The 16061-nt window shown below is 38.1% G+C and carries 12 protein-coding genes and 1 other annotated feature; of the genes, 11 read left to right on the forward strand and 1 reads right to left on the reverse strand.

Annotated features, from left to right (window positions below):
• Positions 1–115: 115 nt before the first annotated feature.
• Genes B1A77_RS03285 through B1A77_RS03305 form a run of 5 tightly spaced genes read left to right on the forward strand, consistent with a single transcriptional unit; the run spans position 116 to position 7742 of the window.
• Positions 116–1840 carry a type I restriction-modification system subunit M gene (locus B1A77_RS03285; RefSeq protein WP_077707918.1) on the forward strand — a complete coding sequence of 575 codons (1725 nt, stop codon included), beginning with the start codon at positions 116–118 and terminating at the stop codon, positions 1838–1840.
• On the forward strand, positions 1840–3099 hold the full coding sequence (locus B1A77_RS03290; protein WP_077707919.1) for a restriction endonuclease subunit S: 1260 nt from the start codon (positions 1840–1842) through the stop codon (positions 3097–3099). Before B1A77_RS03285 ends, B1A77_RS03290 begins: the two co-directional genes overlap by 1 nt.
• A complete protein-coding gene (locus B1A77_RS03295; protein WP_077707920.1) occupies positions 3092–6181 on the forward strand; it encodes a type I restriction endonuclease subunit R in 3090 nt (1029 codons plus the stop codon). The genes B1A77_RS03290 and B1A77_RS03295 overlap by 8 nt, the downstream gene beginning before the upstream one ends.
• 25 nt (positions 6182–6206) lie before the next feature.
• The gene (locus B1A77_RS03300; protein WP_077707921.1) at positions 6207–7034 is read left to right on the forward strand and encodes a hypothetical protein; all 828 of its coding nucleotides are present in this window, start codon (positions 6207–6209) and stop codon (positions 7032–7034) included.
• Positions 7035–7085: 51 nt separating this feature from the next.
• The gene (locus tag B1A77_RS03305; RefSeq protein ID WP_077707922.1) at positions 7086–7742 is read left to right on the forward strand and encodes a hypothetical protein; all 657 of its coding nucleotides are present in this window, start codon (positions 7086–7088) and stop codon (positions 7740–7742) included.
• A 287-nt stretch (positions 7743–8029) separates the two neighbouring features.
• On the opposite strand, the gene B1A77_RS03310 is transcribed toward B1A77_RS03305, so the two are convergent.
• Positions 8030–8545, reverse strand: a complete 516-nt coding sequence (locus B1A77_RS03310) for a DUF308 domain-containing protein (protein ID WP_077707923.1) — start codon at positions 8543–8545, stop codon at positions 8030–8032.
• Between the two features lie 156 nt (positions 8546–8701).
• Positions 8702–8905: a binding site (T-box leader), on the forward strand.
• A gap of 154 nt (positions 8906–9059) precedes the next feature.
• Here B1A77_RS03310 and B1A77_RS03315 point away from each other — a divergent pair.
• From B1A77_RS03315 to B1A77_RS03340, 6 genes are all read left to right on the forward strand, one after another.
• Positions 9060–10598, forward strand: coding sequence for a 2-isopropylmalate synthase (locus tag B1A77_RS03315; protein WP_077708644.1), 1539 nt, complete (start codon positions 9060–9062; stop codon positions 10596–10598).
• A gap of 1 nt (position 10599) precedes the next feature.
• Positions 10600–11859 (forward strand): 3-isopropylmalate dehydratase large subunit, encoded by a 1260-nt coding sequence (gene leuC, locus B1A77_RS03320; protein ID WP_004697873.1) that lies wholly within the window; start codon positions 10600–10602, stop codon positions 11857–11859.
• Between the two features lies 1 nt (position 11860).
• A complete protein-coding gene (locus B1A77_RS03325) occupies positions 11861–12352 on the forward strand; it encodes a 3-isopropylmalate dehydratase small subunit (protein ID WP_004697811.1) in 492 nt (163 codons plus the stop codon).
• A gap of 204 nt (positions 12353–12556) precedes the next feature.
• Complete coding sequence (gene leuB / locus B1A77_RS03330) at positions 12557–13627, forward strand: 3-isopropylmalate dehydrogenase (RefSeq protein WP_077707924.1); 1071 nt, start codon at positions 12557–12559, stop codon at positions 13625–13627.
• Between the two features lie 231 nt (positions 13628–13858).
• Positions 13859–14398 carry a hypothetical protein gene (locus tag B1A77_RS03335; RefSeq protein ID WP_012863703.1) on the forward strand — a complete coding sequence of 180 codons (540 nt, stop codon included), beginning with the start codon at positions 13859–13861 and terminating at the stop codon, positions 14396–14398.
• 309 nt (positions 14399–14707) lie between these two features.
• Entirely contained in the window at positions 14708–15895 is a 1188-nt protein-coding gene (locus B1A77_RS03340; protein WP_077707925.1) for an oxygen-binding di-iron domain-containing protein, read from the forward strand.
• Positions 15896–16061: the final 166 nt, after the last annotated feature.

The raw sequence follows: 16061 nt of genomic DNA on the forward strand, positions 1-16061 counted from the left end.
AAATTTAAATATTAAGTAAACTATTCTTATTTTTATATGATTAGTGGTCATTTTAAGAAGTTCTGAATAAACGTTAGTAGTTTTTTATGCTGTTATATATATGTACGGAGGTACCATGAGTTTAAGTAGTCGTGTGAATGAAAAAGCGTCCCTCATTTGGGCAATTGCAGATAAATTAACAGGTGTGTATAAACCACACGAATATGGAGAGGTAATTTTACCCCTTACAGTTCTAAGACGTTTTGACTGTATTTTAGCTGATACAAAACCTGCGGTACTTGATACATATAATAAATTAAAAGATCAGAATTTGGATTTATTAGATGGTTTATTGTACGAAGTAGCTGGTCATAAATTTTATAACATCAGTAAGTATACGTTTAAGACCTTGCTTGATGACCCTGATAATATTGAAAGTAATTTCAGAGATTATATCAATGGTTTTTCTGATAATGTGCAAGATATCATTAGAAAGTTCAAATTTGATAATCATATTACAACAATGGCCGATAAGCATATTTTGTATATGGTAATAAAAGAATTTACTACTGATAAGGCTAATTTGCATCCGAATCATATCAGTAATCTTGAAATGGGTTACGTATTTGAAGAGATTATCCGGCGATTTTCAGAAGCTCACAATGAAGATGCTGGTCAGCATTATACCCCTCGTGAGGTGATCCGTTTAATGGTTAATATTCTCTTCCATGACGATAATGCGATGCTAAGTGGACAAAATGTGGCTCGTACCATTTATGATTGTGCTTGTGGTACTGGTGGGATGCTTTCAGTAGCAGAAGAATATCTTGCGAACTTGAATAGCACATCTAAACTGATTTCATTTGGCCAAGAATTGAATGATCAGACCTTTGCAATTTGTAAGGCAGATATGCTCATTAAAGGCAATGATGCGGAACGTATTAAAAGTGGCAATACACTATCTGATGATCAATTTTCAGGTGAAACCTTTGACTATATTATTTCTAATCCGCCATTTGGCCGAGAATGGAAAAATGAAGAAGCCATTGTTAAAAACGAAGCTAAATTAGGCTTTGATGGCCGATTTGGCCCTGGTTTGCCATCAACAGCTGATGGACAAATGCTATTTTTAGAAAATGCTATTAAAAAGATGAACCCTCAAGGTGCTCGCATTGCGATTATTCATAATGGGTCACCATTATTTACAGGTGATGCGGGTAGTGGCCCATCAGAAATTAGACGATATATTCTGGAAAATGATTTATTGGAAGCTATCATTGCTTTGCCAAATGATATTTTCTACAACACTGGAATTGCAACCTATATCTGGGTGCTTTCAAATAAGAAAGCTGGTACACCTCGAGAAGGTAAGGTGCAACTCATTAATGCTAATGATTTATATGAAAAACGACGTAAGTCATTAGGTAATAAACGGAATGATATTCCTGAAAACGCTATTCAGGAGATTACTAAGATTTATGGTGAGTTCAGAGAAACGGAAATCAGTAAAATTTTTGATAATGAAGACTTTGGGTATACAAAAATTACGGTTGAACGACCAGTACTTGATGAAGATGGCAAGCCTGTATTAGTAAAAGGTAAGCCAAAAGCTGACACCAAACGTCGCGATACTGAAATCGTACCGCTTAAAGAGGATATAGAAACATATTTCAAACGTGAGGTATTACCTTTTGCTCCAGATGCATGGATTGATACAAAGAAGAATAAGATTGGTTATGAAATTCCCTTTACACGTCATTTTTACAAATATGTAGCGCCACGTTCAACTGATGAAATTATGGCTGAGATTAAGGCTTTGGAAAATGATTTGGATGGCGCTCTAGTAGAGGTGTTTAAATAATGCGAGAAATGAAAGATAGTGGTGTACCATGGATTGGCAATATGCCTGCAGATTGGGAGTTAGTTAGTGTTAAACGATTGTTCACTATAGGGAGAGGTCGTGTTATTGCACAAACTGAATTGGATGAGACGGGCTATCCTGTATATTCTTCACAGACAAAAGATAATGGATGTTTAGGATATATTGATACATATGATTATGATTATCCGCAATTAACTTGGACTACTGATGGTGCCAATGCTGGTTCAATATTTTTGCGTGATGGCTATTATAACTGTACTAATGTATGTGGTACTTTAAATCCTATAGGAGATTTAGTTGATCTACGATATCAAAAATATGCACTTGAGCATATTGCATATAATGAGAGACGTATAGATACAAATGGCTATAAAATTATGAATAATGAAATGGCTATTATAAAAACATTATTACCACCATTAAGTGTTCAGCATCATATAGCAGATTATCTCGATATTAAATGCACTCAGATTGATAATATTATTCTTACAGAACAAGCTGTTATTGAAAAGCTACAGGAATATAAACAGTCTATTATTACTGAAACTATTACAAAAGGATTAGACTCTACTACAAATATGGAATATAGTGGATTTAAATGGTTGGGCAATATTCCTATAAACTGTAATATTCATAGTTTAAAAAAAGTATTATTAACTCCAATTACAGATGGACCTCATGAGACCCCTACTCTATATGATGAAGGGATTCCATTTGTTTCGGCTGAGTCTGTTAAAGGTGGAATTATTAATCTTGATTATAAACGTGGATATATTTCTTTGAAAGATCATGAAAGATTTCAAAAAAAAGTGTCTCCTAGAAAAGGCGATATATTTATCGTAAAATCAGGTGCTACAACTGGAAATATAGGGATTGTTACTACTGATCAAGTGTTTGATATTTGGTCGCCTTTGGCCTTAGTTCGTGGTGATTCGAGTACTGTGGAACAAGACTTTTTATACTATCAATTACTTTCTAATATATTTAGAGTACAGGTAGAGCAAGGTTGGTCATATGGTACACAGCAAAATATAGGTATGAAGGTTCTGGGAAATATAAAGGTTTTGATTCCTCCGCTAGAGTCGCAAAAAAATATTGTTAAATATCTTGATAATAAATGTTCTAATATGGACACTGTTATACAAAAAAAACATTCTCTCATTGATAAACTTATTGAATACAAGAAGTCCTTAATTTATGAAGTAGTAACTGGTAAAAAGGAGGTGCCTCATGTCTGAATTTGACGTAAAAGAAAAGCGATTTGAAGATGATATTGCATCATTTTTATGTACTGCAGGCGGATATGTAAAAGGCAATCCTAAGGTATTTAATCGTGAATTGGCTCTTGATACTGAAACACTGTTGTCTTTTATAAAACAAAGCCAACCAAAGAAATGGGAACGGTATACGAAGTTATATGGAGACTCTTGTGAGCAGCAATTCTTAAAGCGCTTTAATGATTCTGTAGAGCATGATGGCTTGTTAGCTGTTTTGCGTCATGGCTTTAAGGATAGAGGCATTACCTTCCGAGTTGTGTATTGGAAACCAGAGACTTCCATGAATGAAACTGCACGAGTACAATATGAATCCAATATATTCCATTGCACTCGGCAGTTACATTATTCTGTATTAAATAACAACAGTGTAGATATTGTCTTGTTCTTAAACGGTATCCCTGTTGTTAGTATGGAATTGAAATGCCAGTTTACAGGACAGAATGCAACAAATGCGATTTCTCAATATAAGTTTGATAGATCTAACAAAGATCAAATCTTTAAGTTTAATAGCCGTGTGTTAGTTCATTTTGCAGTAGATTTAACACAAGTGCATATGACAACAAAATTAAATGGCAGTAGCACGTATTTTCTTCCATTTAATCAAGGTTCTAATGGTGCTGGTAATGTCGGAAGTGCTGGCAATCCTAATTCTGATACGTACGATACTTCCTATTTATGGGAATCTGTTCTTCAACGAGATAGATTGTTAGAAATTTTACAAAAATATATGCATTTATCTGTTGTGAAAGATAGCGCTGGTAATATAACTGATGAAATATTGATTTTCCCGCGCTTTCACCAATTAGATGTAGTAACAAAATTGTTAGAACATGTAAAAGAGAATGGTGCAGGGCACAATTACTTGATTCAACACTCTGCTGGCTCTGGTAAGTCTAATTCTATTGCTTGGTTGGCACATCGCTTGTCTGGGTTGCATGATAAGGATGATAAGAAGATTTTTTGGTCTACCATTATTGTTACAGACCGAAAGGTTTTAGATAGTCAATTACAGAATACGGTCTCTCAATTTGACCACACTCCAGGGGTTATACAACGTGTGGATAAAACATCTAAACAGTTAAAAGAGGCTATTGAAAGTGGTACGCCTATTATCATTACTACATTACAAAAATTCCCTGTTATTTATGAAGAGGTGAAAGCACAAAGTTGTAATTTTGCTGTCATTGTAGATGAAGCACATTCTTCTCAAACTGGATCTGCAGCTCGTAAATTAAAACAAGCTCTTGCAAATACAGAGAAAGCTCTTCAAGAATATGCTGAGTGGGCTTATGAAGATGAGGAAAATGCCTTAGATGAAGAGGATAAACTTGTTAAGGAGTTAGTCGCACAAGGGCAGCATGATAATTTGTCTTTCTTTGCGTTTACTGCAACGCCTAAAGCGAAGACTTTACAACTATTTGGTACTCGTGATGAAATGGGTGAATATCATCCGTTCCATATTTACTCTATGCAACAAGCTATAGATGAAGGTTTCATTCTTGATGTCTTAAAGAATTACATGACCTACAATACGTACTATAAAATAGCTAGTCTTGTTGATGTTGATATTGAATTGGATTCAGCGGCTGGAATGAAAGCTATTCGTAAATTCCAAACCTTGCATCCACATAATATTACACAAAAAACAGCGGTTATGTTACGCCATTTTATGGATGTAACTAGACATAAGATTGGTGGTCGTGCAAAGGCCATGGTTGTTACACCATCAAGACTACATGCAGTTCGCTATGTTCAAGAGTTTCGTCGTCAGATAGAGCAAATGGAACGTCCAGATTTGGAAGTGTTGGTAGCCTTTTCTGGTGAGATTGATGATAATGGGAGAACCTATACGGAAGAGTCTTTGAATATAGATAAAGAAGGCAATCACATTAAGGAAAAAGCCTTACCAGGCACATTCCATAACGATGAATATGGCATGCTTATCGTTGCAGAGAAATATCAGACTGGTTTTGATGAGCCTTTGTTGCATACCATGTTTGTGGATAAAAAGCTTTCAGGGGTAAAAGCTGTTCAGACACTATCTCGCCTTAATAGAACTATGAAAGGCAAACAAGATACATTTGTATTAGACTTTGTTAATAGTGAAGATGATATTTTGAGCTCCTTCGCACCATTCTATCAAGAAACTAAGTTAGATAAAGAAACCGATCCTAATACGTTATATGATGTTAAGTCAACTTTAGATAAGTTCAATGTTTATGATGTACATGATATAGAACAATTTGGAGAATTATTCTATCAAAGCCAAAATCAAACGATGGGAGATTTAGGGAAGCTTCAATCGTATATTATGCCAGCTATCAAACGCTTTGAATCGTTAGAGGAGGCTGATCGAGATATTTTTAAAGGGACTCTACAACATTTTAATCGTTTATATTCCTTTATCACACAGGTGTGTAGATTGTTTGATAAAGATCTTCATACCTTCAGTATCTATGCTAAGTTCCTTGCTATTCAACTGCCAAAAGAACATCAGGACCATGTCGATTTAGATGATAAGATAATGCTCGAATACTATCGTTTGGAAAAAGGCTCACATGGGTCGATTGACTTGGCTCCAGAAGAAACTGGATTGCAACCTATTACCGGAAAAGTAGGTCGTAAAAATAGCTTGATTACAACGATTAACGAGATTATTGAGGACTTTAATAAACGTTATGGCACTGAATTTACTGAAATGGATAAAGTGATATTGCAAATAGAACAAGATATTGCAAAAGATCCTAAGTGGCGTGACTATATTAATAACAACGGATTTAAAACCTTTAAAATATTATTTGACCAAGAGTTTATGGGTATTGCTGTTAAGCGATTTAAAGATAATGAAGAGTTCTTTAAGATGTTGTTAAAAGATAAAAAACTATTTGAGGACATTCGTGATGCTCTTGGGAGTGCTATTTATAGTCGAGTAGAAAATAATGTCATGAATTATGGCTTGCCGGATAAGATGATGCATGGGATGTTTGATTTGAAACAACCAGAAACTACGCAACTAGTAGCGGATAAGGAAGCTGAAAATTAGTATTGTAAGGGGAGACATGGTATATATGAGAAGAACCTTTTTTGACTTGTTAAAAAACTCGAAAGTTGATGTTAATTTTGAGTTGCAAAAGTTAAATAATTTATTTATACAAGAGTGTTGCTTCCATCGAAGGAAGTCGTATTCTTTGCATGATTTGGTTGCAGAAAATTTTGCCAAATATTATAAGCGAAGAGAACACTTTTTATCGCTTCAAGAATTACTCAGTACTATTTATTTAGAATGTTTTGATATTTCAGAGTTTGATAAATATTTTTTATATGCTGAAATGTATGTAGATTTAATCTCTATGTTAGATAACTTAGATAATCAAGAGATAGAAAGTCAAAAGAATATAATTAAAACTCAGATTGAAAGGGTTATTTCCTCTTTGGGATATAAGTTTATTGTTATTGACGATAGACAAATTATTGTAGAAAATAATGTATTTGCTAATGAGGCTGCACAGGCTGTAACAGAATTTGCTGATATAAAAGAAGCTTTAAGTATTTTGGAATATAATCACTTTTCTAATAAAGGTAATATTGAAAGAAAGAAAGAGCTTCTTAAGAAAATTGCAGATTTATTGGAGCCCTGGAGAAAACCACTTAATAAATCTAGTGAATTAAAGGATTTATTAAAAGCAAATAATGATAAAATTCAAGCTTTAGAGAAGTTGTTTTATATGTACAATAAATTCAATATTCGTCATAATAATGAGGATCAAATGCTTACGGGATTATCTAATCAAGAGATTGAATCTTGGTATGATAAGATTTATACTATGTCTCTATTTGTAATATTAGGAAAAGATGTAGCCCAAATTTTAGCTGATTTTAATAAGTTTGTGGATTAAAGACTTTATTTTAGTCTAAATATACCTTTTTAGAGTACAAAGGATAGTACGATGATAAAATTTTTAAGTGTACTTGTTACATTAGCTTTCATAGGTTCCATCAATGTTGCCTCCGCAGATGATTTGATGCGGTTTCGTCTTAATGGTAATTCTATTTATGACCAGCCCTATGGTGACAGAAATGAGTTTCCATGCCCTGACGGTCTAGGTAGTTGTACTATAACTGATAGCGATTATAAAAGCACTCGTAAAGGTCAATCTCTAGAGGTATTTGATACTGCATATGAGGCTAAGCAACATTTGAACTTTAAACCGCAGTTGCCAAGTGGAGTAGAGGGACTCCGCCCTGTACATGTATCTATTGTAGATCATGATGTACTACAAATCGTGTATGCCTATCATGAGCTTTTAAAAGGGAATTACTTTGACCGTGTAGATGATATGCCAAAGTATATTAAGTATCGTGTATCGACTCTATCAGGTAATATCGCAGGCGATTATAAGGATTACTTACCTCAAAAAACAGATGTTGTAAATGGGATGACGGTAACCTATCGAATGGTGGATGATGCTGTGTATTTGGCATCTTGGGAATATGAGGGACAGAATCATGTGTTTTTATTTAATGAGCTAGTTTCTGTTGAGCGGGCTAGAGAAATGATTAAGAGTGTAGATATTGAAAACTATTTTAAGTGTAGTATATTATAGATAGACAATTGATAGTTGTGCAATTAACTACAAAATCCCTCGGAGCTGTAACTCCGAGGGATTTTTTACATTATTACGCTAATGTTAGAGCGTTTTGGGCTAGTTGCTAAATAAAAGAGCTAGAAAAGCGTCTAACCACTTGCAAATGTAGTAGGCGAATACATTTAGCATGACGGCTAGCCAAAACAAATAAAATAGCTGCCACAAATACGAAATAGACATCGTAATTTATGACAGCTATTTGGCAGTACATGGTCAATCTTATAGTGTAATTATTTAGTTATATTCTATTTTTTAAAAGCCTCACCGATGGAATAAATCCCGTCAAATAAGAAGCCGAAAGCGATGCAATAGATAAATGCTTCACCAAAAGCGATCGGCTCGAATATAAGTAATAGGCCTAATAGTAAAAGAATTAGTGCAAGCCATTTTGCATTACGTCCCATGAGTGATACCATGCTGTCGGACTTTCTTGATTTAATGAAAATAAAGATGGCTTCAAATACCATCCAGATGCCGATTGTGATCGGGAATACTAACGGTAGGAATGCAAATCCGCCGCATACGAGAAAGATACCGAATAGAGCATTGATAATGCCGCTGATGAGATACCAGCCGCTACGTAATTCAGCCGGTAACATAAAATAATTTATAATGGAGCTGACCGCATTGACGAAAAAGATAATAGAAAAAAGCCAGGCAAAAGCCATGAGATTAATAACGGGGTTTAATAGTAAGAATATCCCCAGGATAATGCTTACAATACCCGATACAATAAAGAAGAATTTGCTTGAACCACTCATAATAATTCCTCCAATCATTGGTACTGCCTATTTTCAGTATGCGTGAAATCATGGGGAATGTCAAATTGTAACGATAAAACTGTGCTTTCACAAAACTCACATGTCCATCCTGTTGACACAGTTCTATAGAATGCCGTATAATACTTTTATATCTTAAATCAAGCGATGAACGGGTATAAAGGTTTACAAATCCTGCTTTCAGAGAGTTGCCGGCTGGTGCGAGGCAATAGAGGTTGTACGCTGACACTCTCCCGTGAGCTTTGATGGCGAATACAGCAGTAGTCATTGACGGTGGTTCCGTTATACCCGAAACGAGTCCCAATTAGGGTGGTACCGTGTTATGAATATAACGCCCCTTTGAGCAACGACAGTTGTTCTGAGGGGCTTTTTTATTTGTGAAAGTCTAGTAAGTCACAGATTATATATGGTGTCGACATTGGCGATTTTACAAACTTTCACTATGGATAGATATAATAAAGTGTTATGTTTTATGAGGATAGAAAAGGTGGCTATTATGGAACAGAATCGCGTATATTTCTTTGATACAACCCTTCGTGATGGGGAACAAACACCAGGTGTATCTTTACAAACTCCTGAAAAAATTGAAATTGCGAAAGGCCTAGTACGTCTCGGCATTGACGTTATTGAGGCCGGTTTCCCGGCGGCATCCCCTGGAGATTTTGAAGCGGTACAAACGATTGCACGCGAAGTCAAAGGTGCAACAATTTGTGCGTTGGCTCGTGCTAATGAAAAGGACGTACAAAAAGCGATTGATGCGTTGAAAGATGCGGAACGTAGCCGTTTACATGTATTCATTGCTATTTCCGAACTTCATATGGAATATAAATTAAAAATGACTCGCCAAGAGGTATTGGATAAGGTTAAATCCGTGTTGGCATATGCAAAAGGTAAGGTTGATGAAATCGAGTTCTCTGGTGAAGACGCGGCACGCGCTGATTTAGATTTCGCATGCCAAGTATTTGGTGTTGCAATTGCTGGTGGCGCTACAATTATTAACGTACCAGATACAGTAGGTTATATGAACCCTAATGAGTTCGGTGATAAAATCCGCTACATTAAAGAACATACATCAGGAATTGAAAATGCAATTATCTCTGTTCACTGCCATGACGACTTAGGCCTTGCCAATGCGAATACGTTAGCCGCTATTAAAGCAGGTGCACGCCAAGTAGAAGGCACAATTAATGGTCTGGGTGAACGGGCTGGTAACGTAGCGATTGAAGAAGTGGTAATGGCTCTTAAAACACGCCATGATTATTTTGATGACCTTCAAGTGAACATCGATACAAAACAATTTACGAAAGCATCTAAACTTGTGAGCCGTTTAACAGGGGTTGTAGTTCCTCCAAATAAACCAATCGTGGGTTCTAACGCCTTTGCTCATGAGTCTGGTATTCATCAACATGGCATGATGAGCAATCCTGAAACGTATGAAATCATGACTCCTGAGTCCGTAGGGGCTGAAAAAACAGACCTCGTATTGGGCAAACACTCCGGTCGTCATGCCTTTGCGGATCACTTGGCAAAACTTGGGTTCCAATCTTTTGCTGAGGAAAAAATCAACGATCTTTTCGCTAAGTTTAAAGAGTTAGCAGACCGCAAAAAACAAGTATACGATGATGATATCGTAGCCCTTGTTGTAGATAATCTTCACCACAAAAAAGCGTTCGAGCTCGTGGCTCAATATTACAAATTGGGTGAAAAAGGCTACGCATACGCTGACGTTCGTCTCATGACTCCAGATGGTGAAAGAGCGGATGCTGCCGTTGGTGATGGTCCAGTAGACGCATCCCTTAAAGCGGTTGAACGTGTTGTTGGCTTGCCAATCAGCTTAAAAGACTACCAAATCCGTGCTATCACAGCCGGTAAAGATGCCCTTGGGGAAGCAACCCTCAAGGTAGAATATAACGGTCGCTTGTACCATGGTCGTGGTATCAGCACAGATATCGTTAAATCAAGTGTAAATGCATATATTAATGCAGTAAACTCAGTATTCCTAGCTATGGAGCTAGAACAACAGGAGGAAGAATAATATGGGTATGACCATTACTGAAAAGAATATGGCTCGCCACGCGGGTCTTGATGTCGTTAAACCGGGACAAATCATCGAATGTCAGTTGGATGCGGTATTGATGAACGACATCACATTCCCACCGGCTCGTAAAGAGTTTTTGAAGATTGGCAAACCTGTATTTGATCGTCATAAAATCTACTTAGTGCCGGATCATTTTACACCAAATAAAGATATTCAATCCGCTACACAAGCGAAAGTAATGCGCGACTTCGTGCGCGAACATGGCATTACAAACTACTTTGAAGTCGGTAGAATGGGTATCGAGCACGTTATTTTGCCAGAAAAAGGTCTTATCGGCCCTGGCGAAATGATGATCGGTGCTGACTCCCACACTTGTACATATGGTGCGGTAAATGCATTCTCCACAGGCGTAGGCTCCACTGATGCGGGCGTTGCTATGGCAGAAGGTAAAACTTGGTTTAAAGTGCCTGAAACAATCAAGGTTGAGCTTATTGGCAAACCTAACAAATGGGTAACGGGGAAAGATGTAATTCTTGACTTGATTGGTCAAATCGGTGTAGACGGCGCTCGTTACATGGCTCTTGAATTCGCCGGCGAAGGCGTACAGCATATGACTATGGCTGACCGTCTTACAATTTGTAATATGGCTATCGAAGCGGGCGGTAAATGTGGCGTATTCCCTTACGATGCAATTACTGAAGAATACATCAAAGGTCGCGTAAATCGCCCTGTTGAGCCAATCACTCCAGATGCTGATGCGGTATATGCTCAAACGATTACAATCGACTTGTCCAAATTGCAACCAGTTGTAGCATTCCCTCATTTGCCATCCAACACGCATTACATTAACGAAATCGACAAGGATATTAAAATCGACCAAGTTATCATCGGTTCCTGTACAAATGGCCGTTACGAAGACTTGGTAGCAGCTGCGGAAATCTTCAAAGGTCGCAAGGTGGCTCCATTCGTTCGTTGTATCGTAATTCCTGGTTCCCAAGATGTATACGATCAAGCTATGAAAGATGGTTTATTGGACATCTTCATTCAAGCTGACTGTGCTGTGTCCACGCCAACATGTGGACCATGCCTAGGTGGTTACATGGGTATCATGGCTGAAGGGGAACGTACCGTTTCCACTACAAACCGTAACTTCCGTGGTCGTATGGGTCACGTTGATTCTGAGGTATATTTGGCAAGCCCTTACGTGGCGGCAGCAAGTGCTGTATTAGGCCGCATTGCAGGTCCTGAGGAGGTTTAATATGGATTTTGAAAGCAAGAAAATCTGGCGCTACGGCGACGATGTAGATACAGACGTAATTATTCCGGCTCGTTACTTGGCGATTGCCGATTGGAACGAATTGGCTGAACATGCGATGGAAGATATTGATACAACATTTGCTCCTAATGTGAAAGCCGGCGAAATCATGGTAGCTGGTAAAAACTTTGGTTGTGGTTCTTCTCGTGAACATGCACCGGGCGTTATTAAAGCCAAAGGCGTGCCTGTTATCATAGCACACTCCTTTGCACGTATCTTCTTCCGTAATGCTATCAACATCGGTTTACCAGTTGTGGAAATCGGTGAACAAGTTGATCGTATCGATGCAGGCGATGCTATAGGCGTAGACTTGTCTAAAGGTATCGTGTACAACTTGACGAAAAACGAACAATACCAAGGCACTGAATTGCCACAATTCATTCAAGACCTTGCGGCGGCAGGCGGTCTTGTGAACTTTGCGAAAAACCGCAAATAGGGGCGAGCCGAACACTCGTCTCAAGCCTCCACTGGCCAGGTCTGACTTCGGCCTGCGGCCTCCGCAGGGCCAAAGTCGTTTTCGACGAGCATTCGGCTCTCGGAAGTGTGAAGGCTCGGCACAGGCTATATAGACCTGAATAGTGCAATAAAGGCTGATGAGTTTGTGGTTCATTTATGAGCATTTACTATATGGAGAGGTAAGATGAGCGAAAAGAATATTGTATTGATTCCTGGTGATGGTATCGGTACTGAGATTATTGCAGCAGCGAAGGCTGTGTGTGATGTGGCTTTTGAGAAAGCCAATGTAAAGGTTAATTGGATTGATAAGAAAGCGGGCGGTGCGTCTATTGATGCGTATGGTGTGCCTTTGACTGAGGATACTATTGAGGCTTGTAAAGCGGCTGATGCTGTGTTGCTTGGCGCTGTAGGTGGTCCTAAATGGGATAATGTAGATCCGTCTATCCGTCCTGAAAAGGCAATCCTAGGCCTTCGCAAGGAGCTTGGTTTGTTCTGTAACTTGCGTCCTGTGAAAATTTATCCATCTTTACAAGAGTATTCTCCGCTTAAAAAGGAGCTCGTACAAGATGTAGATTTTGTCATCGTTCGTGAGTTGACTGGTGGTATTTACTTTGGTGAACGTGAAGAGGCACAAGGCGAAGGTGCTAACGAGTTCGCTTGGGATAAAGAAACATACAGCCGTTACGAAGTAGAGCGCATCATGGACATCGCCATGGAAACAGCTCGCAAACGTAACAAAAAGGTCGTATCCGTAGATAAAGCAAACGTATTGGCGTCTTCTCGTTTGTGGCGTAAAATCGCCCGAGAGAAGGCGGCTGCTAATCCAGACATCGCAACAGATTACTTCTATGTAGATAACACAGCGATGCAACTCGTTGTAAATCCTGCACAATTTGACGTTATCGTTACGACAAACTTGTTCGGCGATATCTTGTCCGACGAAGGCGCGGTTATCTCTGGTTCTATCGGGCTTTTACCATCTGCATCCATGGGTACAGGCACAGCATTGTATGAGCCAATCCACGGTTCCGCACCAGACATCATGGGCCAAAATTTGGCGAATCCATTGGGCACAATCTTGTCCGCTGCGATGATGTGTCGTCATTCCCTTGATTTACCTCAAGTGGCTGACGCTATTGAAAGTGCTGTAGAACAAGTGCTCGTTGATGGTTACCGCACTGGCGATATCTACCGCGAAGGGTTGAAACGAGTAGGTACAACAGAAATGGCGCAAGCCGTAATTGAACGTTTATAAAAGTAATGAATTAAGATTCCTGAAAGGTATTAACGTGAGTTACGTCATTTTTAAAATCGTATTATAAGCGTTAAGATATAGGTATTATAATATATTTGTCCAATTAAAAAAGAGAAGGTTGTAAGGCCCTCTCTTTTTTTGTAGGACACTAGCGGTATACGTAGTTGTTCTTCATATATTAGAGTGCTATATTGGTAGATGTATGGCAAAATATTCTTTAAGGAGGCCTTTATGAATTCTTCGATGTATCGAAATTTAACCATTACTGCTTTATTGATGGCACTAGCCATCATGATTCCTATCGTGATGCCTTTGAAAGTTGTGATTCCACCGGCATCGTATACATTGGCGAGTCATGTTCCTATATTCTTAGCTATGTTCTTATCTAGAAAGATGGCAGCTTGTGTCGTGATAGGTTCTACGCTCGGCTTCTTTGTAGCAGGGTTCCCACTTGTTATCGTTATGCGTGCTGCATCTCATATCATCTTTGCCTTGATGGGGGCTTACTATATTAAACATCATCCAGGCGTATTAACAGGGGCTCTATCCTTTGTTGCGTTTAACCTTGCTTGTGCTATCGTTCACGCTATTGGTGAGGTACTAGCATGCCTATTGTTCTATACTACCACTACGATGCCAAACATTGATCTCATCTACGTTGTATTTGTTCTTGTAGGTGGCGGTACCATCGTTCATAGCTTGGTTGATGGATATATTGCATTATATATCTATAAAGCTATCCCTGGACTATCTAAATCGGGTAATAAATAATCATATAATTACATATACTCGTAACCACTCATGGGAAATCGATGTGTACTAATGTACGGCATGTGATTACCTATGAGTGGTTTTTATAATAATTCTCAAATCTGTACCTACAGATACAGACTTAATTATGCGATATGATTATAATAAAACCATAACTAATGACCGATTTATGTTGTATTCATTGATACAACATGGGGCCATATATTGGGGAATACCGGTGAAAGTTGCTTCTCTCATCTGTGGGCCTTTATAGACTCATTAAAAGATATGAGGTGAGTATATTTACTTTCACAGAACATGGAGGTTATTATGAGAAAGCACATTAAAAACAACGTATCATGGGTTGGTAAAATCGACTGGGAATTGCAAGAATTTCACGGCTCTGATTACACCATTAATAATGGATCTAGCCAAAATGCCTATTTGATTGAAGAGGAGAAGACGGTCCTCATCGATACTGTATGGAAACCTCATTCCTCTGAGTTCATTGATAATTTGGAATCTGAAATTGATTTGAATACGATTGATTTCATCGTATGTAACCACGGCGAAGTGGATCACAGCGGTTCCTTGCCTGCATTGATGGAAAAAATCCCTAATACGCCTATTTATTGTACAGAAAATGCTGTTAAGTCCTTGGTTGGACAATATCATCACCCTGAATGGAATTTTAAAACTGTTAAAACAGGGGACTCTGTAGATATTGGGAACGGTAAATCCTTGGTGTTTGTGGAAATGCGCATGCTCCACTGGCCTGATTCCATGGCGACGTACATGACAGGGGATAATATCTTGTTCTCCAACGATGCATTTGGTCAACATTTCGCTGTAGAGGAATTATGGGCAGATAAGGCCGATCAATGCCGTCTATGGGAAGAGGCAATGAAGTATTACGCTAATATCTTAAATCCGTTTTCTCCATTGGTAAAAGCTAAAGTTGAAGAAATTCAAAAGCTTAACTTGCCAATCGATATCATAGCGACTAGTCATGGCGCGATTTGGCGTGAAAATCCAATGCAAATTGTAGAAAAATACTATGAATGGTCGCAAGCGTACCAAGAGGATCAAATCACAATTGTATACGACACTATGTGGGACGGCACCAAGAAGTTGGCACATAAGATTGCTGAAGAAATTGCGAAACAATCCCCTGATACACGTGTTAAGATTTTCAATATTAGTAAAACCAATAAAAATGACATCATGACAGAAGTCTTTAAGTCTAAAGCTATTGCTGTAGGGTCCCCAACAGTAGGTAATAGCGTATTATCTTCCGTAGCTGGTTGGCTTGATTTCTTGCGTGAGTTGAAATTCAAAAATAAAAAGGCTGCTGTATTTGGTACCTATGGCTGGTCTGGTGAATCTACAAAGGTACTCCGTGGAGAGTTGACTAAATACGGATTCTCTGTAGTAGAGCCTGAAATCAAATGTAACTGGAACCCCGAAGAATCCGACTTTAATAAAGCAGAAGCACTTGTAAGTGCATTATTAGTATAATTACATATAATAAAGAAAGATTCTTGTTATAAAGCCCCTATCTTCATGAAGAGTAGGGGCTTTCTTTCTTTGATCATATACATAAAATATTGGTCAATATAAATCATATTTGTCATGTTTATTCTCATAACATTCTCGTTATTGTCTTTTTGAGCATTGATTTGCA

This window comes from Veillonella parvula, assembly GCF_002005185.1.
In the GTDB taxonomy this organism is placed as follows: domain Bacteria; phylum Bacillota; class Negativicutes; order Veillonellales; family Veillonellaceae; genus Veillonella; species Veillonella parvula_M.